The sequence below is a fragment of the Amycolatopsis sp. 3B14 genome (assembly GCF_050958625.1).
GTDB lineage: Bacteria > Actinomycetota > Actinomycetes > Mycobacteriales > Pseudonocardiaceae > Amycolatopsis_E > Amycolatopsis_E thermoflava.
The window spans coordinates 1-25262 of sequence record NZ_JBHZEN010000050.1 but is presented as its reverse complement, the minus strand read 5'-3'; the positions used below and the strand labels follow the sequence as shown (position 1 = coordinate 25262).

Below are 25262 nucleotides of genomic sequence, written 5' to 3'. Positions count from 1 at the left end.
AAACTGTCGTACCTTGGGTGCACACTGCCCCCGTGACGACGATCGACGAACTGCTGACCGAGGCCGCCCGGCCGGTGCTGGACGCCGTGCCGGAGCGCGCGAGCACCTGGGACCTGTACGCGCCGTACGCGACGGACGACGACGTCGAGCGGATCCGGTACCCGCTGAGCCGATCGGACGACCCGGCCGACCTGGTCGCCGAGGCCGAGGAGCACAACGCCTGGATGGCGCAGCTGCGGGACTCGCCGTTCGTCGAGGGCGGCGACCTGACGGACGACGCGATGCGGGCGTTCGCGCTGATGTTGCGCGGTCCGATCCGGATGGTGCTCACCGGCGTGCACAGCGGGCTCGCCGGGCCGCTCGACGTGCGGGTCTACGCCGACACGGCCGCCGGGGTGCTGTGGAGCTGGCGGCCGGACAGCACGCAGGTCGGCGGCTGGGGCTACCGTGAGCTGCGCACCCTGTTCGACCGGGTGGTCGGGTTCGTGCCCGAGCAGCGCCGCGGCCGGTTCGGTTCGGTGATGCTGCAGGCGGGCCCCTCCGGTGTGCTGGCCGGGCGGGACGCCGAGCAGGCGGCGCGGGTGCGGGAGTTCCTGCGGCGGCCGCGCACCGGCACGACGGTGGTCGACCTGATGGCGTTCGACCGGCGCTGCGCGCAGTTCCCGCGGCTCGGCTACGTGGTGGTGGACAACGACCTGGGGCGACACGTCCTGGCCACGGTCACCGAACCGGGCGAGGGCACGCAGCTGTTCCTGGTCCCGTCCGACCGCGACCGGCTGGCCCAGTGGATGACCGACGCGGTCGAGGCGGCGATGACCTGTGCCTGAACTTCCGGTTGCGGACAGTGATCACGGGGTTGCCCGGATGGGCGCGTGCGCATCGCGAAAAGCCCACTACGCTGGGGCGAGGTGTTTCCGATCGCACGGGAGTGGTCACCATGGGTCCGGCCAAGGACGACGGTCGGTTCGGCGACGGCACGCAGTCCGGCCTGCCACCGCTGACGTTCGGCGACGCCGTCTCGGGGTCGGTCGACGACGAAGAGGGCTACCAGCCGTTGAAGGTGGCCAAGCCGGTCGAGCCGGACCCGGAGAAGGTCCGCGAGATGATCGAAGCCATGTCGGACAAGCCGGCGGCCCCGGCCGAGACGCCGGTGGACGACACGCCGCCCGCGGCTCCCGCCCCGGCGGTGCCGCCCGCGCCACCGCTGGGCATCCTGCCGCGTCAGCGCACGTGGACCGGGCGTCAGCGGATCGGTTCGTGGTCCAAGCCGTCGTTCCGCCTGCCGCGGCCGGGCCAGGGGGGCTCGGTCCGCAGGGCGAAACCGTCCAGCGGGTCCGCGGCGTTCCTCGTCGCGATCCTGTTGATGGTCGTGTTCGGCGTGCTCGCGATCCAGTTCCTGTCCAGCTTGATCGACACCCTGAGCGGCATCTTCGAATAGTCCGCGACAGGACGATCTTCGCGTTTCGGACGTCTACCGCCCACCACGACGGGCACTCTCAGATCGGCAGAGCTACCCTGGCCCCACGGTTGGGGGATGCCGTTGTGTCGCGCGAGGGGTTCCCCAGCGCCACGGGAATGAGTGGGGTGGGTCCGATCAGCGAGGTCGTGCACGTGGAACCCGGCGCAGGAAGTGAGGCGCCGGCAGGGCGTGACGCCTCGACGATCCACCGGGCCCGGCGGGTCCTGGCGATCCGGCCGTTCCGGCGGCTGTGGGGCGTCACCTACCTGTGCAGCGTCGCGGACTGGCTCACCATCCTGGGCCTGACCAGCCTCGCGACCCAGCTGACCACGAACTACACCGCGCAGAACTTCGCCTTCACCGGCGTCCTGCTCTCCGCGCTGCTGCCCGGCCTGATCTTCGCCCCTCTCGGCGGGCTGCTCGCCGACCGCTTCGACCGGCGCAAGGTCATGTTCGTCGCCGACCTGTTCCGCTGCGGCTTCCTGCTGTCGGTGGCGTTCGTCGGCACGTCCTGGTGGCTCTACATCGCGAACTTCCTGGCCAGCGCGAGCGCGATGATGTGGATCCCGTCCAAGGAGGCGGCGGTCCCGAACCTGCTCAAGCGCCCGGACCAGGTGGAGACGGCCAACCAGCTCGGCCTGGTGATGACCTACGGGCTCGCCACCGTCACCGCGGGCGGCCTCTACGCCGTGGTGACCCGGATCGCGGCCTCGGTCGGCCTGCCGTCCGGGTTCTTCGGCGAGCTCGGCGTCGCCAAGGTCATCGTCGTGCTCATCGCGCTGCTCTACCTGGCCAGCGCGATCCTGGTGCTGACCCGCATCCCGGAGTTGTCGATCCGCAAGCCGCGGATGGCCGAGATCTCGCACGAGCAGGCCGAGAAGGCCGCGAAGCCGATCGCGGAGGCGGACAAGCCCGGGCTGGGCGCCCTGATCAAGGACGCGGGCAAGTACGTGCGGAGCACACCGCTGGTCCGCGGCCTGCTCATCGGCGCGGCCGGCGCGTTCGCCGCGGGCGGCGCGGTGGTCGGGTCGGCCAAGCCGTACTCGTCGAGCCTCCTGGCCGGCGACTCCGCGTGGGGCCTGCTGGTCGTGGCCGTGTTCATCGGACTGGCGACCGGTATGGGGGGCGCGCCGAAGCTGGCCCGGCGGTTGCCGCACGACCGGCTCTTCGGCATCTCGATCGTGCTCGCCGGGCTGGCGCTGATCCTGGTGGCGCTGTCGCCGCACCTGACCGTGTCGCTGATCGCGGTCGCGATCGTCGGCGCGTGTGCCGGCGCCGCGTTCCTGACCGGCGTGACGATCATCGGCTCGCAGGTCGACGACGCGATCCGCGGCCGGATCAACGCGATCTACCAGTCGATGATGAAGATCATCGTGTTCGGGTCGGTCTCGCTGGTGCCGCTGCTGATCGGCCTGACGAAGCCGCGGACGATCACGGTCTGGGGCAACCCGATCATCATCGACGGCACCCGCCCGGTGATGCTCGGCGGCGGCGCCCTCGCCGCGGTCGTCGGCATCATCGCCTACCGGCAGATGGACTCGCGCCGGTCCGAGCCGATCATGGCCGACCTGCGCAACGCGATCCGGCGCCGCCCGCGCCGCGTGAACGGCCTGCTCATCGCGCTGGAGGGCACCACAGCCGCGGACACCGCCGTGCAGGCGTCGAAGCTCGCCGAGTGGCTGCGGTCGGCCAGTCCGCGCCCGGTGGTGCTGGCCGCGGACCCGGCGCTGGACGACGAGCGGCTCGCCGCGCTGATCGGCAACGCGTCGCTGTCCGGGGCGCGGGCGCAGGCCCTCGCGGCCGCCGCGGTGCGTGCCGACATCGTGGAGCGCAACGTCAACCCGGCGCTGGACGGCGGCGCGATCGTGGTGATGGAACGCTTCGTCGACTCGCCGCTCGCGCACCTGTCCGCCGTCGCCGGGCTGGACGCCAAGGAGCTGGAGGGGCTCGCCGACTGGGCCACCGGCCGCCTCCGGCCGGACGTGACCGTGCTGCTGGACGCCGACCCCGGCGCGAACGCGCCCGGCCCGATCTCGGTCGAGGACCAGTGGCGCGTGCAGCACCTGCTCAGCGAGATGGCCGCCGCCGACCCCGATCACTACGTGGTGGTGGACGCCGACGGGCCCGCGGAGGAGGTCGGCGACCGGGTGCGCACCGCGGTCACCGCCGTGCTCGCCCAGCGCAAGCTCGGACTGGTGCCGCTGGCCGAGGTGGAGGCCAGGTGACCGCTGTCGTCGCGCCGGCCGGGGTGTGGGGCCAGCTGGTCGGGCAGGACCACGCCGTCGACGTGCTGTCCGCGGCAGCGCGGGCGGCGGCGCAGATCGTCGCGGGTGAGCCCGCGCCACCGGGGGCGATGACGCACGCCTGGCTGCTCACCGGCCCGCCCGGCTCCGGCCGGTCGGTGGCGGCGCGCGCGTTCGCCGCGGCCCTGCAGTGCATCACCGGCACCGGCTGCGGCCAGTGCCCCGGCTGCCGCACCGCGATGCACGGCACGCACGCCGACGTGCGCCTGGTCATTCCGGAGGGCCTCTCGATCTCGGTCGCGGAGATGCGTGCGCTGGTCCAGGCCGCGGCGCGCCGTCCGACGACCGGGCAGTGGCAGGTCGTGATCATCGAGGACGCCGACCGGTTGACGGAGGGCGCGTCGAACGCCCTGCTCAAGGCGGTCGAGGAGCCGCCGGAGCGGACGGTGTTCCTGCTGTGCGCGCCGTCGGACCACCCCGAGGACATCTCGGTCACGATCCGTTCCCGGTGCCGTCTGGTGACGCTGCGGACGCCGGCCGCGGAGGCGATCGCCCGCGTGCTGGTTGACCGGGACGGCGTCGATCCGGAGCTGGCCGAATGGGCGGCGTCGGTGTGCGGCGGTCACGTCGGCCGCGCGCGGCGCCTGGCCACGGACGACAACGCCCGCAAGCGCCGGGCCGCGGTGCTGCGGATCCCGCTTGGCCTGTCGCGCCCCGGTGACGTGTTCCGCTGCGCCGACGACCTGATCGCCGCCGCCGAAGCGGACGCGACCGAGGAGAGCAAGGAACGCGACGAGGCCGAGAAGGCGGAGCTGCGCAACGCGATGGGCGGTGACGCGACCGGCAAGGGCGTCGCCGGCGCCAAGCGCGCGGCCGAAGCGGCGGTCAAGCAGCTGGAGAAGCGCCAGAAGTCCCGGGCGACCCGCACCCAGCGCGACACGCTGGACCTCGCGCTGGTCGACCTCGCGGGCTTCTACCGGGACGTGCTGGTGGCGGTCAGCGGCGCCGACGCCCGCTACAACCACCCCGACCACGCCCAGGACATCGAGCAGGCCGCCCGCCAGTGGACGGCGGAGTCGACGCTGAAGCGCCTGGAAGCGGTGCTGGCCTGCCGCGAAGCGATCCTGTGGAACGTCAAGCCGCGCATCGCGGTGGAGGCGATGCTGACGGCCCTGCGCCACGGCTGACGGACGCGTGAAAAAGGGGCGGCGCCGGTTGCGGCACCGCCCCTTCCTCAGTACGTCAGTCCCGTGGCCGCGGTGACGGCTTCACCGGCACCGCCTTCAACCGCTTCCGGGCCGGGAACGCCGCGACGAGCACGACCCCGAGCAGCAGCATCGCCGTGCCGGTCCAGAACATCGGCACCGCCGAGTAGGCGCCCGCCGTGTAGGCGAGCTTCTGCGGCCCGGCCGGGGGAGCCGCGTTGCCCGGCGGCGGCGTGGTCGTCGTCCCGCACACGACACCGCCCTCGGGCGCGTACGCCCGCCCGATCTGCTCGCCGAGGGACAGCTGCGCCAGCGACGAGGGCAGCGCGTCGCTGCCGGCCGGGAGCAGGTCCTTCAGCCCGGCGGTCGGCAGGATCTGCAGGTCCAGCAGCCGGGCGGAGGCGCCCAGCTGGTAGCCCTTGAACGGGTCGGTGAGGTTCTGGCCCTTCTGGGTCAGCTCGGCGATGCTCAGCCGCAGGACGCCGAGGTCGAGCACCTTGCCCGCGGTGTCCGAGACCTGCTGCAGGCCCTTCTGCGCGGTGGCGACCAGGCCGCCGACCACCGGCAGGTCCTCCAGCGGGCCGAACTGCTGGGACAGGCCGGACAGCGGCAGGCCGATCGGGATGTCCTTCGTCGGATTGGTCGCGTCGAGCGTGTAGAGCACCTTGCCCTGCCGCTCGATCGTGATCACCGGCGCCGTGTACTCGACCTTCGAGGTCTTCTCGTCGCCGGTCGACGTGACCTTCAGGGTCGGCTGGCTGACGACCTTCAGCGTCAGCTCCAGCGGGGTGCCCTTGAGGATCTCGATGTCCGCGGCCTGCAGCGTGGAGACCGACTGGACCGCCTTGTTCGGCGAACCGGGGATGTCGACCAGCTGCACCACCGACCGCGACGACAGCGTGTTCGGCAGGCTGAGCACGGAGTTCGTGCCGTCGGCCTTGGTCTGGTTGCCGCCGCTGAGCAGGCCGCCGAGGGTCTGCAGGCCCTGCGCCGGGTCGAAACCGTCGGCCAGCTGCACGTTCTGCAGGTCGAGGCCGTCGATCGGCAGGTTGGGCAGTGACGGGATGGCGTTGAGCAGCGACAGGCTCGCCAGGGAGGTGCTGGCGTCGGCGATGGTGCCGACGCACGGGCCGAGCGTCGGGCTGTAGCGGGCGTGCACCTTGCCGTTCAGCAGGCCGACGTTGAGCAGCGGGTTCTCCGGCGCGTTGAGGCCGCCGGTGAGCGGCTTCTCGTTGTCCGGCAGCGCGGTCTGCACGAGGCTGCCCGGCGCCTGCGGCGCGTTCCCGCCGATCGCGAGCCCGAGCGGGGAGGACTGGGCGATCGACTTCTCGTAGCTGAGCAGCGCCTCGGAGTTCGCCTGCGCGCTGGACAGGCCCATCCCGGCTTCGAGCGCGGACTGCTTGGGCAGCTGCTCGCCGTAGCCGGGCAGGATCGTGCTGGTCGGGACCGAGTTCGGCAGCAGGCGCAGCACACCGAGCGCGGCGGCCGCGTCGGCGACCGCGTGGCCGAGTGGCTGCGGACCCTCCTGGCCGACGAACGGTGGCTGCCCCGGGTTGGCCGGCTGCGGGGTCGGGGTGGTGGGGATCGTGCTCTGCGCCACGGCGGGCGTGGCCGACAGGACGAGCACGGCCGCGGCGACCGGCAGCGCCAGCGCGCGAGGCATGCGTCGACGCATGTGGAAGGTCCTCCCAGTACGACCGGGCCGATCTTCGAGTGACCGGCGTCGCACAGCCTAACGACGCGGGGGGTGCTGAAGTGACGCGAACGGGGCCGCTACACTAGTTCGTGTTGCCGCCTTAGCTCAGTCGGCCAGAGCGGCTCACTCGTAATGAGCAGGTCAGGGGTTCGATTCCCCTAGGCGGCTCCGGCAACGGTCGGGGGCTCTCCACTCGGAGGGCCCCCGACGTCGTTTCCGGCCTAGGCTCTCCGGCCATGGCCCGCCGCTCCGAGACGATCAGTCCGACCGCCCACTACACCGGCTTCGTGTGGGTGCGCAGCGGGCTCTCCGACCCCGCCTTCGCCACCGCCGAGGGACGCGTCCTGCACGGGCTGCTGCGGCCGCTGATGGCAGCCAGCGGCGCGCTGGGCGGGCCGACGCTCGACGGCTTCCTGCTGGCCCGGCACCGCCTGATCGACCGGCTCCTCACCGACGCCGTCGAGCGCGACGGGATCACCCAGGTCGTCGAGATCGCGGCCGGGCTGTCCGCCCGCGGCTGGCGCTTCACCCGCCGCCACCCCGGCCTCACCTACCTCGAAGCGGACCTGCCGGACATGGCCGAGCGCAAACGCCGCACCCTGCGTGGCGCGCTTCCGGCCGGGCCCGGGCACCGCGTGGCCGAACTGGACGTCCTCGACGAGACCGGTCTGGACCGGCTGGTGGCCGACCTCGACCCGGCCCGCGGGCTGGTGATCGTCACCGAAGGACTGGTCAACTACTTCGACGAGCCGGCGGTGCGGGCGATGTGGGCGCGCTTCGCCAGGGCGCTGGGCCGGTTCGAGCGCGGCCGGTACCTGTCCGACCTGCACCTGGCCACTTCCGACTTCGCGGTGCGGGCGTTCGTCCGGGCGCTGTCGGCGTTCGTGCGCGGGCAGGTGCACCTGCACTTCACGGGCGCGGCCGAGGCGGAGGCGGCGCTACTCGCGGCCGGATTCGGCCGGGCGGTGCTGCACGTCCCGCCGGAGACGGGGCTCGTCCGGGTCGTCGAGGCCACGCCCTAGCAGCCGGTCGAGCAGCATCGCGCCGAACGCGAGCGCGAGGAACAGCACCGCGATCACCAGGCAGTTCACCGCCACCCGCCCGTACCCGAGCGCGGTCACGTCGATGAACGGGTACGGGTAGAAGCCGTCGATCGCGCCGCGGACGAGCGTGAACGCCACCCACGCGAGCGGGTAGACCACCGACCAGCCGATGATCCGCGGGGTGACCGCGCGGCGCGGCCCGAACAGCAGCCACCCGAGCACCCCGAGCAGCGGGGACGCGGTGTGCAACAGGAAATCGGCCACCCACGCCCACCCGGTGAGGTCCTGAAGGTCGGCCAGCACGAGGTGGAACACGATGCCGGTGACCGCGATCGCGAGCACGCCGTCCAGCCGCAGGGTGCGGAACACTGTGGACGTCCGCAGTGGACGGATCGCCAGCAGCAGACTCGTGAATCCCACGATCAGGTTGGACTGGATCGTGAAGTAGGCGAACACGTTGGCCATCCGCGCGGCCGCCGACTCGTAGCGGCCGCCCATCACGCCCGAGGTGACGAACAGCTGTGTGACCACGCCGGTCAGCACCACCAGGGCGTGCAGCCCGAACCAGACGCGAGCGATCCTCATGCTCGCAACGTAACCGCTCCGGCACTTCCGGTGACGCTCGACACACCGGCGGCCGCGAATAGTCCCGGCGATCACCGGCAAGCCACCCGGTGAGGCCGAAAACGGCTTCGCGCAAGGAGAAAACGCCTCATCTACCGCTCGTCGGTAGAGAAAGGACGATCGAGAATGCGCATGATCACTCGCACTGTCGCCGCCGGCGCCATCGCCCTGCCGCTGACGCTCGGGGCCGCCGGGATCGCCTCCGCGGACACCGTCGAGGAGCACGAGGGTGTCGCCTACCAGCAGGTGTCGGCGACGGCGGGCCCGGACGGCGCGTCGTACAGCGCCACCGCCGCGGCCGCCGATGAAGGCGCGCACGCCGACCACGACGGCACGTACGCCGACCAGGACGATGACGGCGGTCTGCTGGACATCCTGGGTCTGTGACGCGGACCCGTCCGGACGGCCCCCGGGACGAGCACCCGGGGGCCGTTCAGGACACCGGTCCCGAAGGTTAGGCTGGGCGTCCTCGTCGTTCCAGGAGGACACCGCAGTGACCGTCACCCCGCCGGGGCAGCGCGAGCGGCTCTCGCCGAACCAGCTCGCCAAGCAGGAGCAGATCGTCGAAGCCGCCCGGCAGGTGCTGGCCAGGGACGGGCTCGCCGGGTGCACCGCCCGCGCCATCGCCGACGCGAGCCCGCTCACCAAGAGCGCGATCCACTACTACTTCAGCGACACCGACGTGCTCGTCGACCGCGCGATGGCCGCGCATGTCACGACGTTCCTCGACGACCTCCGCGGGGTGGCCGCCCGCCACGACGACCCGCGGGACAAGCTGTGGGCGGTCCTGGAGGCCTACCTGGACGCCTTCACCGAGCGCCCCAACTCCGCGTTCCTCTGGTTCGAGTACTGGATCGCCGTCAGCAGGGCCGACCACCCGGAGGCGATCGAGGCGATGCTCCGGTCGGTCACCGAACTGCTCACCGAACTGCTGGCGGACGTCGGCGTCATCGACCCGCGGGCCCGCGCCCGTGCCCTGATGTCCTACCTGCTCGGCGCGGTCGTGCAGCAGCGCGTCCGGCGGCGCCCGTTCGCCACCCTCCGTGAGGAGATCGAGTCGCTCTGCCTGCCCTAAGGTTCCGGGTATGCCTCTGTTCTCCTTCGAGGGCGTGAGCCCCACCGTGCACCCGGACGCCTGGATCGCGCCCACCGCGACCCTGATCGGCGACGTCGTGATCGAAAAGGACGTCTCCATCTGGTACGGCGCGGTGCTCCGGGCCGACTTCGGCAAGATCATCGTGCGCGAGGGCGCCAACATCCAGGACAACTCCGTGGTCCACGTGAACACCGGCGTGTGCGAGATCGGCCGCAACGTCACCGTCGGCCACATGTGCCTCGTGCACGACTGCACGGTCGGCGAGCAGGCCCTGATCGGCAACGGCTCGACCGTGCTGGACCAGTCGGTGATCGGCGAGCGCGCGCTGATCGCCGCCGGCTCCACGGTCACGCCCGGCACCCAGGTGCCGCCGGAGGTCATCGCGATGGGCAGCCCGGCCAAGAAGTTCGTGCCGCTGACCGACTCCGCGAGAGGCTGGGTCGACCACAACGCGGCCATCTACCAGCAGCTCGCGCGGCGGCACGCGGAAGGTGTCGCACCCGTCGACTAAGCTGGGCGCACAGCAACTTGCGACTGGCGCCGTAGAGGTGGAGCACCACCGGGAAGCGACCGACGAGGCCGGCACCGCGCGCCTGGGTGTGGCCAGTGTCAGGAGTAGGAAGATGACGCACCAGCCAGCCATCCCCGAGCTCACCGCTGCCGACCCGCAGATCGCCGGACTCGTCGAGGACGAGGCGCGCCGCCAGGCGGAGAAGATCCGCCTCATCGCCTCCGAGAACTACGTCTCCCAGGCGGTGCTGGAGGCCACCGGCTCCGTCCTCACCAACAAGTACTCCGAGGGCTACGCGGGCAAGCGGTACTACGAGGGCCAGCAGTTCATCGACCAGGTCGAGCGGCTCGCGATCGAGCGCGCCAAGGCGCTGTTCGGCGTCGACCACGCCAACGTGCAGCCGTACTCGGGCTCGCCCGCGAACCTGGCCGCCTACCTCGCGTTCGCCAGCCCCGGCGACACGGTGATGGGCATGGCGCTGCCCGACGGCGGCCACCTCACCCACGGCTGGTCGGTGTCGGCCACCGGCAAGTGGTTCAACCCGGTCCGCTACGGCGTGCGCAAGGAGACCGGCCGCGTCGACCTCGACCAGGTCCGCGAGCTGGCGCTGGAGCACCGCCCGAAGCTGATCTTCGCCGGTGGCACCGCGATCCCGCGCACCATCGACTTCCCGGCCTTCGCGGAGATCGCGAAGGAGGTCGGCGCCGTGCTGGTGGCCGACATCGCGCACATCGCCGGCCTGGTCGCCGGTGGCGCGCACCCGTCGCCGGTCGGCCACGCGCCGGTCATCACCACCACCACGCACAAGACCCTGCGCGGCCCGCGCGGCGCGATGATCATGACCGACGCCGACCACGCGAAGGCCATCGACAAGGCCGTGTTCCCCGGTCTGCAGGGCGGCCCGCACAACCACACGACGGCCGCCATCGCCGTCGCGCTGGGCGAGGCGGCCAAGCCGGAGTTCCGCGACTACGCCCACGCGATCGTGGCGAACGCCAAGGCGCTGGCCGAGGCCCTGATCGAGCGCGGCTTCGACCTGGTGTCCGGCGGCACCGACAACCACCTGCTGCTGGTCGACCTGACCAGCAAGCAGATCGGTGGCAAGCCGGCCGCGCAGGCGCTGGACCGCGCCGGCATCGAGCTGAACTACAACACGGTGCCGTTCGACCCGCGCAAGCCGTTCGACCCCTCCGGCATCCGGCTGGGCACCGCGGCCATCACCACCCGCGGGCTCACGCCGGAGCACCAGCCGCAGATCGCCGAGTGGATCGACCGCTCGATCGCCGCGGCCGCCGCGAACGACGAGGACGCGATCAACAAGATCGCCGGCGAGGTCCGCGACCTCCTGGCCGCGTACCCGATCCCCGGCTACCGGGCCTGAGCACAAACGAAAGCGCCCCTTCCCCGCGCGGGGAAGGGGCGCTTTCGTTTGTCCGCACTCAGTGGTGCTCGCCGCCCTCGGCGGCCTCCTTCGCGAGCCGGTCGATCTCACGCTGGTAGGAGCGCTTGATCTCGGCCTCCGCCTCGGCGCGGCCCACCCACTGCGAGCCCTCGACGCTCTTGGCCGGCTCCAGGTCCTTGTAGACCTGGAAGAAGTGCTCGATCTCCAGCTTGTGGAACTCGTTCAGGTGGTGGATGTCGCGCAGGTGCTCCAGCCGCGGGTCGTCGGACGGCACCGCGAGGACCTTGTCGTCCGGCCCCTTCTCGTCCGTCATCCGGAACATGCCGATCGCGCGGCAGCGGATCAGGCAGCCCGGGAACGTCGGCTCCTGGACGAGCACCAGCACGTCGAGCGGGTCGCCGTCCTGCCCAAGGGTGTCGTCGATGAAGCCGTAGTCGGCCGGGTACTGGGTGGCCGTGAACAGGGTCCGGTCCAGGCGGATGCGACCGGTCTTGTGGTCCACCTCGTACTTGTTGCGCTCCCCCTTGGGGATTTCGATCGTGGCGTCGAACTCCACGGCGTCCTCGCTGACCTCGTCTTTTCCCGCCGGTACCGGCGGCTTACGGTTTCGCTAACTTGTTCTCACTAGTGTGGACCACGCGCCGTTGGGAAGTCGCACCGATGTCGTCTTGACAACAGTGAGTTTGCCCGCGGTGTGTCGCCGGTCTGGAGGAGGGGTGCGTGCCGAGCAACGAACAGCCAGAGTGGCCGTCCGAAGACACCGACGTCAGCAGCGGGGAGAGTTCCGCTGACGGCGGCGCCACGGCCCAGCTGCCGGTGCCCGGCAAGGTTTCCCTGCCCGAATCGCCGACGTTGTTCGTGCCTGCCGAGCGGGACGCGGAGAAGACGCAGTTCATCCCGGCGGCCAAGCCGGACGCGGAAAGCACGCAGGTCATCGACCTGCGGCAGGTGCCGGAGCAGGAGACCGAGCCGCACCAGGTCCCGCGGCCGCAGCCGCAGCAGTCCGCCGAGTCGGCCCAGCCCCGGCCGCAGCCCGCCCAACCAGCGCAGCAGCCGCAGCAGCCCGCCCAGCAGCAGCCTGCCGAACCGGCGCAGTCCCGGCCGCAGCCCGCGCCGAACCAGGAGCCGTCGCAGCCGGTGCCGCCCGCGGCCGTCCCGCCGGTGCAGCCGATGCGCATCGAGCCCAGCGGCGAAATTCACCCCGCGGAGGCGACCACCGGGGATGAGAAACCGCCCGCCGAACCCGAGCCGGAGCCGAAGCGCCGCCGCAAGGGCGTGCTGATCAGCAGCATCGTGGCGCTGGTGCTGGTCGTCGCGGTGGGCGCCGCGTTGGCCACGCCGTACGTCTCCAACCGGCTCGGCCTGCCGTGGGCGCCGAACCTGCCCAAGGGCGACAGCCCGGAGCCGGTGCCGGTGGCCCTCTCGCTGAAGGCGCCCAGCGCGTCGGCGCCGGAACCGACGTCGTCCGGGGTGTCCTCGGCGCTGGCCGGCCCGGCCGCGAATGCCGCGCTGGGCACGCTCACCGGCGCCGTGATCGACCCGGCGACCGGCGAGCTGCTGTGGGACCGCAACTCCGGCCAGTTCCGCACCCCGGCGTCCACCACCAAGCTGCTGACCACTTCCGCGGCGTTGCTCGCGATGGACCCGGGCACGCAGCTGAGCACGAAGGTCGTGCAGGGCTCTTCGCCGGACACCGCAGTCATCGTCGCGGGCGGGGACATCACGTTGTCCTCGTTGCCCGCCGGGCAGCAGTCGGTGTACGCCGGCGCTGCCCACCTCGACGACCTCGTCGCCCAGGTCAAGCAGGCCAGCGGCGGCACGATCAAGAAGGTCCAGATCGACACCTCGATCTGGTCCGGCGCGCAGACCGCGCCGGGCTGGGCGCCCGACGACGCCCCGATCTACACCGCCGCGATGACCCCGGTGATGCTCGACGGCGGCCTCACCGACCCGACGAACGACCACTCGGTGCGGGTCGCGCAGCCGGCGAACACCGTGCTGCAGACGTTCGCGCAGCGCCTCGGCGCGACCGCGTCCGGCCAGGCGACGGCGCCGCAGGACGCGAAGGTGCTCGGCGAGGTGAAGTCCGCGCCGCTGAGCGAACTGATCGCGCACGCGCTGGAGGCCTCGGACAACACGCTCGCGGACGCGATCGGCCGGATGACGGCCGTCGCGACCGGCGCCGACGCGTCGTTCGCCGGCGCCGCGCAGGCGACCCTGTCCGTGCTGTCGCAGAACGGGTTCGACGTCTCGCAGGTCAAGCTGAGCGACAACAGCGGACTGTCCCCGCAGAACAGCGTCCCGGCGAAGCTGCTCGCGCAGGTGCTGGCCGTCGCCGCGGGACCGGACGGGAAGGACCCGCGCACCGCGAAGCTGCGCCCGATGCTGGCCGGGCTGCCGGTGGCAGGCGGCAGCGGCACCCTCGCCGACCGCTACGAAGCGCCGAACTCCCGGTCCGGCAAGGGGTGGGTCCGCGCCAAGACGGGCACTCTGTCCGGCGTCCACACGTTGGCAGGGGTAGTGCTGGACGAGGACGGCAGGGTCCTGGTGTTCGCGTTGATGTCCGACGGCGCCGACCAGGACCCCGCGCGGGCGGCACTGGACGTCGTCGCGGCCTCGCTGAGGGGCTGTGGTTGCCGATAGCTTCGGGAAGGTGAACACGATGAGCGAGGTTGCGTCCCGGCCGGTCGTGGACTGGTCACTGGCCGCTTCCACGGGCGCCTTCCTCGCCCGTGGCGGGCCGGTGGTCTCCCGCGAGGAAGCCGGCCTGGCCGTGACCGAGCTGCGGGAGCTGTCGCTCGACGCCGAGGCCCACGTCCGCGAGCTGACCGGGCTGGGCGCCGGGCTGCCGCTGCTCCCCGGTGACGTGGTGGACCGGCCCGGCTGGGTGCGCTCGGCGGCGGCCGGGCTCGACGCGCTCACCGCGAAGGCGCTGCCGCCGAATCCGGCGGGGCCGCTGGGGCCCGTCCTGGCCGGTGGCGCCGGCGTGCAGACCGGCGTGGTGCTGGCCTTCCTGGCCTCGCGCGTGCTGGGCCAGTACGACCCGTTCGGCGGCCCGGACGGCGGTGGCCGGCTGCTGCTGGTGGCGCCGAACGTGGTCACCGCGCAGCAGGCGCTGCAGGTGCCGGGCCGCGACTTCCGGCTGTGGGTGTGCCTGCACGAGAGCACGCACCGGCTGCAGTTCACCGCCGTCGGCTGGCTGCGGGACTACTTCGCCGACGAGGTCGAACGCTTGGTCGGCGGCCTCACCGGCGACGACGACGGGATGGCCGACCTGCTCGGCAGGCTGCCGGACGCGTTGCGCGAGGCCCGGCGCGCCAAGGCGGACGGGCTGGTCGCGGTGGGGCAGCTGTTGCGCTCGCCCGAGCAGCGCGAGGTGTTCGACCGGCTGCTGGCGCTGTCCACGCTCCTCGAAGGGCACGCGGACTACGTGATGGACGCGGTGGGGCCGAGCGTGGTGCCCAGCGTCGAGACGATCCGCGCGCGGTTCACCGAGCGGCGCAAGGGCGGCGGCCTGCTGGACCGGCTGCTGCGGGCGCTGCTCGGGGTGGACGCCAAGATCCGCCAGTACGCGCAGGGCGCGGCCTTCACCCGGCACGTCGTCGACCGGGTCGGGATGGCCGGGTTCAACGCCGTCTGGACCTCGCCCAACACGCTGCCGACCCGGGCCGAGATCGCCGATCCCGAGGCTTGGGTGCGGCGCGTCCACCCGTGACCGGGCCGCACCCCGCGGTCGCCGCGGTGCGCCGCGCGGTGCGGAACCTGCTGGCGGAGTGCCCCGGCGTGCCCGCCATCGACGTGGCGCTGTCCGGCGGGGCCGATTCGCTGGCGCTCACCGAGGCCGCCGTGTTCGCCGGGCGGCGGCTCGGGCTGCCGGTGCGGGCGCTGGTCGTGGACCACGGCCTGCAGGCGGGTTCCGCGCGCGTGGCCGAGGAGGCGGCCGGGACGGCGCGCAAGCTCGGAGTGGACTCCGCCGAAGTCCTGACCGTCGAGGTGACCGGCCCGGGTGGACCGGAAGCGGCCGCCCGGAACGCCCGTTATGCCGCGCTCCGCGCACACCACCGCGGGATCGTCCTCCTCGGCCACACCCGCGACGACCAGGCCGAGACCGTCCTGCTCGGACTCGGGCGCGGCTCCGGTCCGCGCTCGATCGCCGGCATGCGTGCTGTGGATCTCCCGTGGGGTAGGCCACTCCTCGACGTGCCCCGCGCGACCACCCGGGACGCCTGCCGCGCGCTCGGCCTGACCCCGTGGGAGGACCCGCACAACAGCGATCCGCGCTACACCAGGGTGCGCCTGCGCGCGGAAGTGCTGCCGCTGCTGGAAGACGTCCTCAACGGCGGGGTCGCGGCGGCACTGGCCCGTACGGCCGCCCAGCTCAGGGAGGATTCCGAGGCGCTCGACGCGCTCGCCGCGGACTTCCTGGCACGGCACGGAAAACCGGACATCGGGGAACTCGCGCCGCTGCCCGCATCCCTCCGCAGGAGGATCCTGCGGAACTGGCTCGCCGCGCACGGCGCGCGCGACCTCACCGACGCCCACCTGCGGTCCGTCGACGCGCTGGTCGCGCGGTGGCGCGGCCAGGGCGGCGTTTGGCTACCCGGCGGCTTGGTGGTGACCCGGACGCATGGCAGGCTTGCCATGAATCCACCGGAAACAAGAGGGGACTGACCCGTGTACGAAGGCGAGATCGCCTCCGTCCTCATCACCGAGCAGCAGATCAACGACAAGATCACCGAGCTCGCCAAGCAGATCGCCGCGGACTACGAGCGCGAGACCTCTGCCGGCGACCTGCTGCTGGTGGGCGTGCTCAAGGGCGCCGTCATGTTCATGACCGATTTCGCGCGGGTGCTGCCGATGCCGGCGCAGCTGGAGTTCATGGCCGTCTCCTCGTACGGTTCGTCCACGTCGTCCTCCGGCGTGGTGCGGATCCTCAAGGACCTCGACCGGGACATCACCGGGCGGCACGTGCTGATCGTCGAGGACATCGTCGACTCCGGACTGACCCTGTCCTGGCTGCTGAAGAACCTGGCGAGCCGCAACCCGGCGTCGCTGGAGGTCGTCACGCTGCTGCGCAAGCCGGAGGCGGTCAAGGTGGACGTGCCGGTGCGGTACGTCGGCTTCGACATCCCCAACGAGTTCGTGGTCGGGTACGGCCTCGACTACGCGGAGCGCTACCGGGACCTGCCCTACATCGGCACCCTTGATCCGAAGGTGTACGGCGCCTGAACACGGTGCGTGAGCACCGGAAATTCGTGAACCCGAACGTGCCGGAACGCGTCATAACTGTCGGTGCGGTGCGTTAACCTACGCGAACGAGGGTGACGCGCCGCGATGCGGTACGGACGTGGGGTAGGGAGAACTGATGGGGAGCTACGCGGACGCCGCGGCGTTCCGGAACGCCGCCGTGAACGGGCAGCTGGGGGTCGACCCGGACGCCGCGCAGGCGGTTCTGAAGAAGATCCGCCTCGGCAAGGACCAGGTGGAGAACCTGCTGCGCAACGCCGGAGCCCTGGCCGAGCCGCCCAAGCTCGGCAACAACCCGGTCGGTAACGCCATCGCCGCGAAGTTCGTGCAGCGCGCCGACGGGGGCGGCGAGTCGTACGCGACCGCGCTGCGCAACCTCTACAACCAGTACCAGCAGGCCGAGGACGCCATCGTCGCGGCGATGAGCCACTACGACAAGATCGAGCAGGCCGCCGAAGACGCGCTGGCGTCCGGTCGTCAGGTCTGAACCCGGGGGGACCGATCACGATGACTTCTCCGAGCAGCGAGCCCAGAGGCGAGGCCGTCCAGCTGGGCGACAACGGCGAGTCCGCCGCGCTGGTGCAGCAGGCCCGCAACAGCGCGGGCGGGTTCACCTACGGCGGCGACCGCGCCATCGCCAGCCCGCCGAACTGGGCCTCGCAGGAGAGCAACCAGCTCTACCTCGGCGCCACCCAGAACAACGACCCGGCCACGGCCGAGGCCACCGGGCGGCAGTGGCAGTCCCACGGCGACAGCCTGCACCAGGCGGCCGACGACCTGTACAACGCGATCGCCGAGCTGGGCAACGCGTGGATCGGGCAGGGCTCCGGCTCAGCGCAGGGCGCGCTGGTCGGCATCGCGAACTCCAGCAAGCAGGCCGGCGACGCGGCGCACACCATGTCGAACCGGATGGCGCAGCAGGCCGCGGCGGCCGCCGAGGTGAAGAAGATGCCCGCGCCGAAGGAGTTCGACCCGGCCAAGCAGACCGCGGCGATGCTCGCCGGCGGTCCGGCCGCGATGGTCGCCGACATGAAGGTGCAGGCCGACGAGGCCCGCGCCGTGCACGCCCAGCAGGTCCAGTACTTCAACGCCTACACCCAGGCGATGGCCGAGGTGGACAGCGCGACCCCGAGCTTCGGCCCGGAGTCGCTCGGCCTGCCTGCGGACGGCCGCTTCGGCGGCACCTCGGCGCAGTCCGTCGGGGCCGGTTCCGGCGCGGTGCCCGGCGGCCTCGGATCGGTCGGGCTCGGCCCGGTCGGCGGCGTCACCACCGGGATCCCGGGCGCCGGCGCGGCCGGCTTCGCCGCCGGTGGCCAGCCCGGCGGTGTCCCTGGTCCGCACGGTGTCCCGGCGGCTCCCGCTCCGGCGGCCGGCGCGGCTTCCGGCGCGGGTCAGGTGACCGCGGTGCCGACGTCGTCCGGTGGCGGCGGTGCGGCGGCGCTGGGCGCGGTGGCGGGTCTCGGCACGGCGGGTCTCGCCGCGGTGGGTGGCAAGGCCGCTCTCGGCCGCGGCAGCAAGTCCGGCGCCAAGGAGCGCCCGGCCACCGACGAGACGGCGGCCAGCTCGGACCAGTCGCAGCAGGCCCACGGCAACGCGCAGCAGCAGGCCCAGCAGAGCCTCATGAACACCGGTGGCACCATCGGCGGGGCAGGCACCCCGCCGCCGGCGTCCGGCATGGGCGGCGGCATGGGTGCCGGCGCGCAGGGCTCGGAGGACGAGGAGCACACCCGTGCCTCCTTCCTCGTCGAGGCCGACCCCGACGAGGCGTTCGGCGCCAACGTGGCGACCGCGCCGCCGGTCATCGGGGCCTGGAACGACGAGGACGACCGCTGATCCGGCGCAACCGCGCGAACCGGGAAAGAGGGACTTGATGGCGCGAGCGGAGCTGCTCACTCCGCTGGAACTGGACTTCCTGTGGGAGTCCTTCGGAGCAGGCGAACTGCCGTACCCGCTGGAGGTGCGCTCGCACGGCGCGACGATGGACGAGCGCGCGCAGCTGCGACGGCAGACCCTGGACCGGCTCGCCGCGCGCGGCGCGGCCGACGGCCGGGGCCGCCCCGCGCCGCACGTCGAGGAGTTCTTCGAGGTGCTGGCGGGGTCGGAGACCAGCCTGGACAGCGTGCACATCACCGCGCCGGACGCGCGTCCGCTGCTCGCCGTGGCGGCGGCGCTCGCCGGGCGCGGCGTGCTCGCGGTGCACGACGAGCGGGGCTTCCACTTCCAGCCGATGCCCGCGGACGGCCTCGCGAGCGCCATCGTGTCCCTGCTGCCCGCCGCCCGGCGGGGCAGCGAGAAGTCGATCACCGTGCCGCTCGAGCAGCTGATGACGGCCACCGGGGCCGACTTCCTGCAGCGCCGCGCCGCGGCCGGCGAGCGGACCAGCGCGGACGACGACCGCAAGGCGCTGGCCCGGCTGCAGGCCCAGCCGCGGCTGCGCGGCGGGCAGATCGGCGCCAACGCCCGCAGCCGCAGTGGCGCGAAGACGAGGCCGCCGGTGCTGAGCTGGTTCGACACCGACGACGGCCGCTACTTCACGCAGGCCAGCCGCGGGCACGACGGCCGCGACTGGATCACAATCGCCCCCGCGGATGCGGCGAACCTGCGGCACCGGTTGAGCGAGATGCTGGTCAGCGCGGCCGGCGAGACCTTGGCGCCGGGTGGTGCTTGGTGAGCCGTTCTGCGCAGGCCGGTGGGCGATGCGCCCCCACCCCGGTTGACCTCGCGAGCGTGCGGTGCCGGTCCACCATCGCCCCCGCGGACGCGGCGAACCTGCGGCACCGGCTGAGCGAGATGCTGGTCAGCGCGGCTGGCGAGACGCTGGCGCCGGGTGGTGCCTGGTGAGCCGTTTTGGGCAGGCTGGTGGGCGATGTGCCGCCACCCCGGTTGACCTCGCGAGCGTGCGGTGCCGGTTCACCGTTGGCCCCGCGGACGCGGCGAACCTGCGGCACCGGTTGAGCGAGATGCTGGTCAGCGCGGCCGGCGAGACCCCGACCCCGGAGAGCGCCCGGTGAACCGCCCCGAGTTCTTCACCCCGATGACGTTCGACTTCCTCTGGGAGGCGGCCGGCATCGGCGAGCTGCCGTACCCGCTGCAGGTGCGCTCACACGGCGCGACCATGGACGAGCGCGCGCGGCTGCGGCAGCGGGCCCACGAGGAGCTGAAGGCCCGCGGCCTGCGCGACCACTACGGCCGCCTCGACCCGCGGGTCGAGGACTGGTTCCGCGTGCTGGCGCAGGGCTCCACCAGCATCGACGCCGTGCACATCCCGGACTTCCAGGTGCCACCGGTGTCGATCCTCGCCGCCACCGACGGCACGCTCGGCGTGGTCGCCATCCAGGACGCCGACGGCATCTGGATCCGGCCCGCCTTCCCGGAGGGGCTGGCCTCGACGGTCGTCGACCTGCTGCCGCCGGGCACGCGCGGCACGGAGGCTTCCATCACACTTCCGGTCGACGAGGCGCTGCGCATTCAGCCGGCCAGGGCGGCGGTCCCGGTCGGCGGCGACCCGAAGCCGCGGCGCCGGTCGCTGTCCGAGGGCTCCTCCGACCCGCGCGAGGCCTACGCCCGGCTCGCCGGCCAGCCGCGGCTGCGTGGCGGTCAACTGGCCGCGAACAGCAGGTCCGAGGTGAGCGGTCGTCGCAGGTCACCGGTGCTGGGCTGGTTCGACACGGCCACCGGCCGGTACCTGAGCCTGTCCCGGCCGGGCGCCGACGGGCGGGAGTGGGTGACCGTCTCCTCCGCGGACGCGAAAACGCTGCGCACCAGGCTGGGCGAGATGGTGGCGGGCGTCACAACCGAGCCGGGCAACTGACCCGAACCGCTCCGGGGAACCAGACCGCGGCACCGGCCGTTGACCTGCTTGAGACTCGTGCAGGTGCCCATGTCGGCCGGACTGTACCCTGGATGGACGGGGTGTTCCTCGCACACCGCAAGTTGTTGTCTACACCGTGACGGCGGATGTGACATCTACCGCCTAGCCAGGGAGGGTCGAGGCCGAACGGCCGAGGCATATGGACCGGAAGCGCCTGCTCAGGAACCCGCTGCTGTGGATCGTCGCGGTTGTGTTGATCTTCCTCGCGGTCAACACCCTCTTCGACAGCGACCGTGGATACACCCAGGTCCCCACTTCACAGGCGATCGCCCAGATCGACGACAACAACGTGAAGGAAGCCAACCTGGAGGACAAGGAGCAGCAGCTCAAGCTGTCGCTCACGAACAAGATCGACGTCGACGGCCAGCAGGTCGACCAGATCATCACGCCGTTCCCGTCGGAGGCGACCGGCTCGATCTACCAGAAGCTGCTCGACCACAAGAACGTCAAGTTCACCACCACGGTCACGCAGCAGGGCTTCTTCACGCAGATCATGTACTACATCATCCCGCTCGGCCTGCTGCTCCTGCTGCTGATGTGGATGATGAACAACGCCCAGGGCGGCGGCAACCGCGTCCTCAACTTCGGCAAGTCCAAGGCCAAGCAGCTGAACAAGGACATGCCGAAGACGACGTTCGCCGACGTGGCAGGCGCGGACGAGGCGGTCGAAGAGCTCTACGAGATCAAGGACTTCCTGCAGAACCCGGCCCGCTACCAGGCGCTGGGCGCGAAGATCCCCAAGGGTGTGCTGCTCTACGGCCCGCCCGGCACCGGTAAGACGCTGCTCGCGCGCGCCGTCGCCGGTGAGGCCGGCGTGCCGTTCTACACGATCTCCGGTTCGGACTTCGTCGAGATGTTCGTCGGTGTCGGCGCCTCCCGCGTTCGCGACCTGTTCGAGCAGGCCAAGCAGAACGCCCCGTGCATCATCTTCGTCGACGAGATCGACGCGGTCGGCCGCCAGCGCGGCGCCGGCCTCGGCGGCGGTCACGACGAGCGCGAGCAGACCCTGAACCAGCTGCTCGTCGAGATGGACGGCTTCGACTCGCGCGGCGGGATCATCCTGATCGCCGCGACGAACCGCCCGGACATCCTGGACCCGGCGCTGCTCCGCCCGGGCCGCTTCGACCGGCAGATCCCGGTGTCCGCGCCGGACCTGGCCGGCCGCCGCGCCATCCTCGAGGTGCACTCGAAGGGCAAGCCGCTGGCGCAGGGCGTCGACCTGAACGCGCTGGCCAAGCGCACCGTGGGCATGTCCGGCGCCGACCTGGCCAACGTCATCAACGAGGCCGCGCTGCTCACCGCCCGCCAGAACGGGCACGTGATCACCGACGCGGCGCTGGAGGAGTCGGTCGACCGGGTCATCGGCGGGCCGGCGCGCAAGAGCCGGATCATCTCCGAGCAGGAGAAGAAGATCACCGCCTACCACGAGGGCGGGCACGCGCTCGCCGCGTGGGCGATGCCGGACCTGGAGCCGGTGTACAAGCTGACCATCCTGCCGCGCGGCCGGACCGGTGGGCACGCGCTCGTCGTCCCCGAGGACGACAAGCAGCTGATGACCAGGTCCGAGATGATCGCCCGGCTGGTGTTCGCGATGGGTGGCCGCACCGCCGAGGAGCTGGTCTTCCACGAGCCGACCACCGGCGCGTCCTCCGACATCGAGCAGGCGACCAAGATCGCCAAGGCGATGGTCATGGAGTACGGCATGAGCGCCCGGCTCGGCGCCGTGAAGTACGGCCAGGACCAGGGCGACCCGTTCCTGGGCCGCTCCGCGGGGCGTCAGGCGGACTACTCGCTCGAGGTCGCGCACGAGATCGACGAAGAGGTCCGCAAGCTCATCGAGACCGCGCACACCGAGGCGTGGGAGGTGCTCAACACCTACCGCGACGTGCTCGACGACCTGGTGCTGGAGCTGCTGGAGAAGGAGACGCTCAGCCGCAAGGACCTGGAGCGGATCTTCGCCACCGTCGAGAAGCGGCCGCACATCACCGTCTTCAACGAGTTCGGTGAGCGCACCCCGTCGGACAAGCCGCCGATCAAGACGCCGGGCGAGCTGGCGATGGAGCGCGGCGAGCCGTGGCCGCCGCCGGAGAAGAAGCCGGCGCCGCGTCAGGTGCCGACGCCGGTCGGGACCGCGCCGGGCGGCAGCGACCTGCCCGGTGGCCCGCCTTACAGCCAGCCGGAACCGCCGTCGAACCCGTACGCGCCCCCGTCGGGCGGGAACTACCCGCCGCCCAACGGCGGTGGCCGTCCGTACGGTCCGAACGGCACCGGTCAGTGGCCGCAGCCCTACAACGGCGGCAACCAGTCCGGTCCGCCGAACTACGGTGCGCCTCCTGGCTGGACCCCGGCGACCCAGCCGGGTGGCCAGACCCCGTGGCGCCCGAACCAGGGCGAGCAGCCGCGGCAGGGCGACTGGTTCGGTGGCTCCGAGGAGGGCCAGGGCCAGCACCGGCGGAACCCCGACGAGCAGGACGGTCAAGATCGACAGTGAGCTGACGCCCGGGGAGGGGCCGGTCTTCGACCAGGCGCGTGCCGAGAAAGCGGTGCGTGAGCTGCTGGAGGCCGTTGGCGAGAACCCGGACCGGGAGGGCCTTCGGGACACCCCGGCCCGGGTCGCCCGTGCGTACCGGGAGATGTTCGCCGGGCTGTACACGGATCCGGCGTCGGTGCTGGAGCGCACGTTCGACGAGTCGCACGAAGAGCTCGTCCTGGTCACCGACATCCCGATGTACAGCACGTGCGAGCACCACCTGGTGCCCTTCCACGGCGTCGCGCACGTGGGTTACATCCCGAACAGCCACGGCAAGGTCACCGGTCTGTCGAAGCTGGCCCGGCTGGTCGACCTGTACGCGAAGCGCCCGCAGGTGCAGGAGCGGCTGACGTCGCAGATCGCCGACGCGCTGGTGCGGAAGCTGGAGCCGCGCGGGGTGATCGTCGTGGTCGAGGCCGAGCACCTGTGCATGTCGATGCGCGGGATCCGCAAGCCGGGCGCGCGCACCACGACGTCGGCGGTGCGCGGCATGCTGCAGACGTCGGCGACCTCCCGGGCGGAGGCGCTGGAGCTGATCAAGGGCCGTCGATGACCACCGGGGCGCCGGACCGCTGTCTGGTGATGGGCGTCCTGAACGTCACGCCGGACTCGTTCTCCGACGGCGGCCGGTACCTCGACCTGGATGCCGCGCTGGCGCACGCGCACGAGATGTGGGAGCGCGGCGCGGACATCATCGACGTCGGCGGCGAGTCCACCCGGCCCGGTTCGTCCCGGGTGGACGCGGAGACCGAGACCGCTCGCGTGCTGCCGGTGGTGGGGGCGCTGGCGGCCGACGGCCTGCGGCTGTCGGTGGACACCACCCGCGCGGCTGTCGCGGAGGCGGCGCTGGACGCGGGCGCGGAGATCATCAACGACGTGTCGGGCGGCCTGGCCGACCCGGACATGGCGAAGGTGGCCGCGAGCAGCCAGGCGCCGTGGGTGCTGATGCACTGGCGCGGGCACAGCAAGGACATGAACGCGCTGGCCGAGTACGACGACGTGGTCGAGGACGTGCGGCGCGAGTTGCAGGCGCGGGTCGACGCGGCGCTGGCCGCCGGGGTCGCGCCGGAGAAGATCGTCATCGACCCCGGGCTGGGGTTCGCCAAGCGCGCGGAACACGACTGGGCGTTGCTGAACCGCCTGGACGTGTTCCTGGACATGGGTTTCCCGGTGCTGGTGGGCGCTTCCCGCAAGCGGTTCCTGGGCAGCCTGCTGGCCGACGACAGCGGTGCGCCGCGGCCGCCGGACGGCCGGGAGGACGCGACGGCGGCGGTGTCGGCGATCGCCGCGGTGAAGGGGGCGTGGGGCGTGCGGGTGCACAACGTGGGTGCGTCGCTGGACGCGGTCGCGGTCGCCGCGGCGTGGAGGCGCGGGCGTGCCTGACCGGATCACGCTCACCGGGCTGCGGGTGTTCGGGCGGCACGGGGTGTTCGAGCACGAGAAGCGGGACGGGCAGGAGTTCGTCGTCGACGTCGTGGCGTGGCTGGACCTCGCGCCTGCCGCCGCTTCGGACGATCTGACGCAGACCCTGCACTACGGCGAGCTGGCGCAGCTGGCGGCGGATATCGTCGGCGGTGAGCCGTACGACCTGATCGAGAGCGTCGCGGGCCGGATCGCGGACGAGGTGCTGAAGGATTCGCGGTTGTCCGCGGTCGAGGTGACGGTGCACAAACCGTCGGCGCCGATCCCGCTGAACTTCGCGGACGTGGCGGTGACCGTGCACCGGGAGCGCGGGTGAGGGCGGTCCTGTCGCTGGGGTCGAACCTGGGCGACCGGCTGGCGTACCTGAAGTCGGTGATCGGTTTCTTCGGGCCCGCGGTGGTCGCGGTGTCCAGTGTGTACGAAACGAAACCGTGGGGCGTCGAGGACCAGCCGGATTTCCTGAATGCGGTGTGCATTGTGGACGATCCCGCGCGGGACGAGTGGGCGTGGCTGCGGGCTGGCCAGGAGCTGGAACGCCGGGCAGGCCGGGTGCGCGAACTGCGGTGGGGGCCGCGCACGCTGGACGTCGACGTGGTGACGGTGGACGGGGTGCGCTCGGACGACCCGGAGCTGCTGCTGCCGCACCCAGGGACGCCGGAGCGCGCGAGCGTGCTGATCCCGTGGCTGGAAATCGACCCGGCCGCGGTGCTGCCCGGCCACGGCAGTGTCCGCGACCTGCTGGCGGCGCGCCCCGACTCCGACCGCGCTTCGGTGCGCCTGCTGCAGCCCTTCCCGCGCTGAGCGATCTTTGAACCAAACCCAAGGTAGCTGGGTGGTCATCCCGTCGCCTGACACTGGACGATCACCTTGAGCCAGGGCCGCAACCTCCGCACCCGCGTGAGTTGACATGCCA

25 protein-coding genes, 1 tRNA gene and 1 riboswitch are annotated in these 25262 nt (G+C 72.1%); of the genes, 23 read left to right on the top strand and 3 right to left on the bottom strand.

Annotated features, from left to right (window positions below; genetic code table 11):
* The first annotated feature begins 32 nt into the window (after window positions 1–32).
* The 4 genes from ACCP09_RS26740 (at window position 33) to ACCP09_RS26725 (ending at window position 4889) form a co-directional block, all read left to right on the top strand.
* Window positions 33–827, top strand: coding sequence for a hypothetical protein (locus ACCP09_RS26740; RefSeq protein WP_433751301.1), 795 nt, complete (start codon window positions 33–35; stop codon window positions 825–827).
* Between the two features lie 110 nt (window positions 828–937).
* A complete protein-coding gene (locus ACCP09_RS26735; RefSeq protein WP_228685373.1) occupies window positions 938–1438 on the top strand; it encodes a hypothetical protein in 501 nt (166 codons plus the stop codon).
* Between the two features lie 137 nt (window positions 1439–1575).
* Complete coding sequence (locus ACCP09_RS26730; RefSeq protein ID WP_378333524.1) at window positions 1576–3684, top strand: bifunctional MFS transporter/dTMP kinase; 2109 nt, start codon at window positions 1576–1578, stop codon at window positions 3682–3684.
* Entirely contained in the window at window positions 3681–4889 is a 1209-nt protein-coding gene (locus ACCP09_RS26725) for a DNA polymerase III subunit delta' (protein WP_027933606.1), read from the top strand. Before ACCP09_RS26730 ends, ACCP09_RS26725 begins: the two co-directional genes overlap by 4 nt.
* A 55-nt stretch (window positions 4890–4944) precedes the next feature.
* Here ACCP09_RS26725 and ACCP09_RS26720 read toward each other — a convergent pair whose 3' ends face one another.
* Complete coding sequence (locus ACCP09_RS26720; RefSeq protein WP_027933607.1) at window positions 4945–6582, bottom strand: hypothetical protein; 1638 nt, start codon at window positions 6580–6582, stop codon at window positions 4945–4947.
* Between the two features lie 115 nt (window positions 6583–6697).
* Between ACCP09_RS26720 and ACCP09_RS26715 the strand changes: the two genes are divergently transcribed.
* Window positions 6698–6771 (top strand) — tRNA-Thr (locus ACCP09_RS26715).
* 68 nt (window positions 6772–6839) lie between these two features.
* Window positions 6840–7625, top strand: coding sequence for a class I SAM-dependent methyltransferase (locus ACCP09_RS26710; RefSeq protein ID WP_123684625.1), 786 nt, complete (start codon window positions 6840–6842; stop codon window positions 7623–7625).
* On the opposite strand, the gene ACCP09_RS26705 is transcribed toward ACCP09_RS26710, so the two are convergent.
* Complete coding sequence (locus ACCP09_RS26705; RefSeq protein ID WP_433751294.1) at window positions 7542–8231, bottom strand: Pr6Pr family membrane protein; 690 nt, start codon at window positions 8229–8231, stop codon at window positions 7542–7544. The two genes, ACCP09_RS26710 and ACCP09_RS26705, sit on opposite strands and share 84 nt — an antisense overlap.
* Window positions 8232–8402: 171 nt before the next feature.
* On the opposite strand from ACCP09_RS26705, the gene ACCP09_RS26700 reads away from it, so the two are divergent.
* From ACCP09_RS26700 to glyA, 4 genes are all read left to right on the top strand, one after another.
* A complete protein-coding gene (locus tag ACCP09_RS26700; protein ID WP_433751291.1) occupies window positions 8403–8657 on the top strand; it encodes a hypothetical protein in 255 nt (84 codons plus the stop codon).
* Between the two features lie 106 nt (window positions 8658–8763).
* On the top strand, window positions 8764–9345 hold the full coding sequence (locus ACCP09_RS26695) for a TetR/AcrR family transcriptional regulator (RefSeq protein ID WP_017985448.1): 582 nt from the start codon (window positions 8764–8766) through the stop codon (window positions 9343–9345).
* A gap of 10 nt (window positions 9346–9355) precedes the next feature.
* Entirely contained in the window at window positions 9356–9877 is a 522-nt protein-coding gene (locus ACCP09_RS26690; protein ID WP_027933610.1) for a gamma carbonic anhydrase family protein, read from the top strand.
* Window positions 9878–9886: 9 nt separating this feature from the next.
* Window positions 9887–9972: riboswitch (ZMP/ZTP riboswitch) on the top strand.
* 17 nt (window positions 9973–9989) lie between these two features.
* Complete coding sequence (gene glyA / locus ACCP09_RS26685) at window positions 9990–11258, top strand: serine hydroxymethyltransferase (protein ID WP_027933611.1); 1269 nt, start codon at window positions 9990–9992, stop codon at window positions 11256–11258.
* A gap of 58 nt (window positions 11259–11316) precedes the next feature.
* On the opposite strand, the gene ACCP09_RS26680 is transcribed toward glyA, so the two are convergent.
* Complete coding sequence (locus ACCP09_RS26680) at window positions 11317–11835, bottom strand: inorganic diphosphatase (RefSeq protein ID WP_027933612.1); 519 nt, start codon at window positions 11833–11835, stop codon at window positions 11317–11319.
* Between the two features lie 164 nt (window positions 11836–11999).
* On the opposite strand from ACCP09_RS26680, the gene dacB reads away from it, so the two are divergent.
* From dacB to folK, 13 genes are all read left to right on the top strand, one after another.
* On the top strand, window positions 12000–13922 hold the full coding sequence (dacB, locus tag ACCP09_RS26675; protein ID WP_433751285.1) for a D-alanyl-D-alanine carboxypeptidase/D-alanyl-D-alanine endopeptidase: 1923 nt from the start codon (window positions 12000–12002) through the stop codon (window positions 13920–13922).
* A 19-nt stretch (window positions 13923–13941) separates the two neighbouring features.
* Window positions 13942–14994, top strand: coding sequence for a zinc-dependent metalloprotease (locus tag ACCP09_RS26670; protein ID WP_123684627.1), 1053 nt, complete (start codon window positions 13942–13944; stop codon window positions 14992–14994).
* Window positions 14991–15950: a tRNA lysidine(34) synthetase TilS gene (gene tilS, locus ACCP09_RS26665; protein WP_123684628.1), complete on the top strand. Its 960-nt coding sequence runs from the start codon at window positions 14991–14993 to the stop codon at window positions 15948–15950. Before ACCP09_RS26670 ends, tilS begins: the two co-directional genes overlap by 4 nt.
* A 3-nt stretch (window positions 15951–15953) precedes the next feature.
* A complete protein-coding gene (gene hpt, locus ACCP09_RS26660) occupies window positions 15954–16508 on the top strand; it encodes a hypoxanthine phosphoribosyltransferase (protein ID WP_020422651.1) in 555 nt (184 codons plus the stop codon).
* A 136-nt stretch (window positions 16509–16644) separates the two neighbouring features.
* Window positions 16645–17013, top strand: coding sequence for a hypothetical protein (locus ACCP09_RS26655; RefSeq protein WP_020422650.1), 369 nt, complete (start codon window positions 16645–16647; stop codon window positions 17011–17013).
* 20 nt (window positions 17014–17033) lie between these two features.
* The gene (locus tag ACCP09_RS26650; protein ID WP_400983798.1) at window positions 17034–18359 is read left to right on the top strand and encodes a hypothetical protein; all 1326 of its coding nucleotides are present in this window, start codon (window positions 17034–17036) and stop codon (window positions 18357–18359) included.
* Between the two features lie 37 nt (window positions 18360–18396).
* Window positions 18397–19197 carry an ESX secretion-associated protein EspG gene (locus tag ACCP09_RS26645; RefSeq protein ID WP_027933617.1) on the top strand — a complete coding sequence of 267 codons (801 nt, stop codon included), beginning with the start codon at window positions 18397–18399 and terminating at the stop codon, window positions 19195–19197.
* Between the two features lie 336 nt (window positions 19198–19533).
* Window positions 19534–20337, top strand: coding sequence for an ESX secretion-associated protein EspG (locus ACCP09_RS26640; protein WP_027933618.1), 804 nt, complete (start codon window positions 19534–19536; stop codon window positions 20335–20337).
* A gap of 199 nt (window positions 20338–20536) precedes the next feature.
* The gene (gene ftsH, locus ACCP09_RS26635; RefSeq protein WP_433751277.1) at window positions 20537–22888 is read left to right on the top strand and encodes an ATP-dependent zinc metalloprotease FtsH; all 2352 of its coding nucleotides are present in this window, start codon (window positions 20537–20539) and stop codon (window positions 22886–22888) included.
* Complete coding sequence (folE, locus tag ACCP09_RS26630; RefSeq protein ID WP_027933620.1) at window positions 22878–23480, top strand: GTP cyclohydrolase I FolE; 603 nt, start codon at window positions 22878–22880, stop codon at window positions 23478–23480. Before ftsH ends, folE begins: the two co-directional genes overlap by 11 nt.
* On the top strand, window positions 23477–24310 hold the full coding sequence (gene folP, locus ACCP09_RS26625) for a dihydropteroate synthase (RefSeq protein ID WP_433751274.1): 834 nt from the start codon (window positions 23477–23479) through the stop codon (window positions 24308–24310). Before folE ends, folP begins: the two co-directional genes overlap by 4 nt.
* Entirely contained in the window at window positions 24303–24665 is a 363-nt protein-coding gene (gene folB / locus ACCP09_RS26620; RefSeq protein WP_433751271.1) for a dihydroneopterin aldolase, read from the top strand. Before folP ends, folB begins: the two co-directional genes overlap by 8 nt.
* A complete protein-coding gene (gene folK / locus ACCP09_RS26615; RefSeq protein ID WP_017985431.1) occupies window positions 24662–25150 on the top strand; it encodes a 2-amino-4-hydroxy-6-hydroxymethyldihydropteridine diphosphokinase in 489 nt (162 codons plus the stop codon). The genes folB and folK overlap by 4 nt, the downstream gene beginning before the upstream one ends.
* The last annotated feature ends 112 nt before the right edge of the window (window positions 25151–25262 follow it).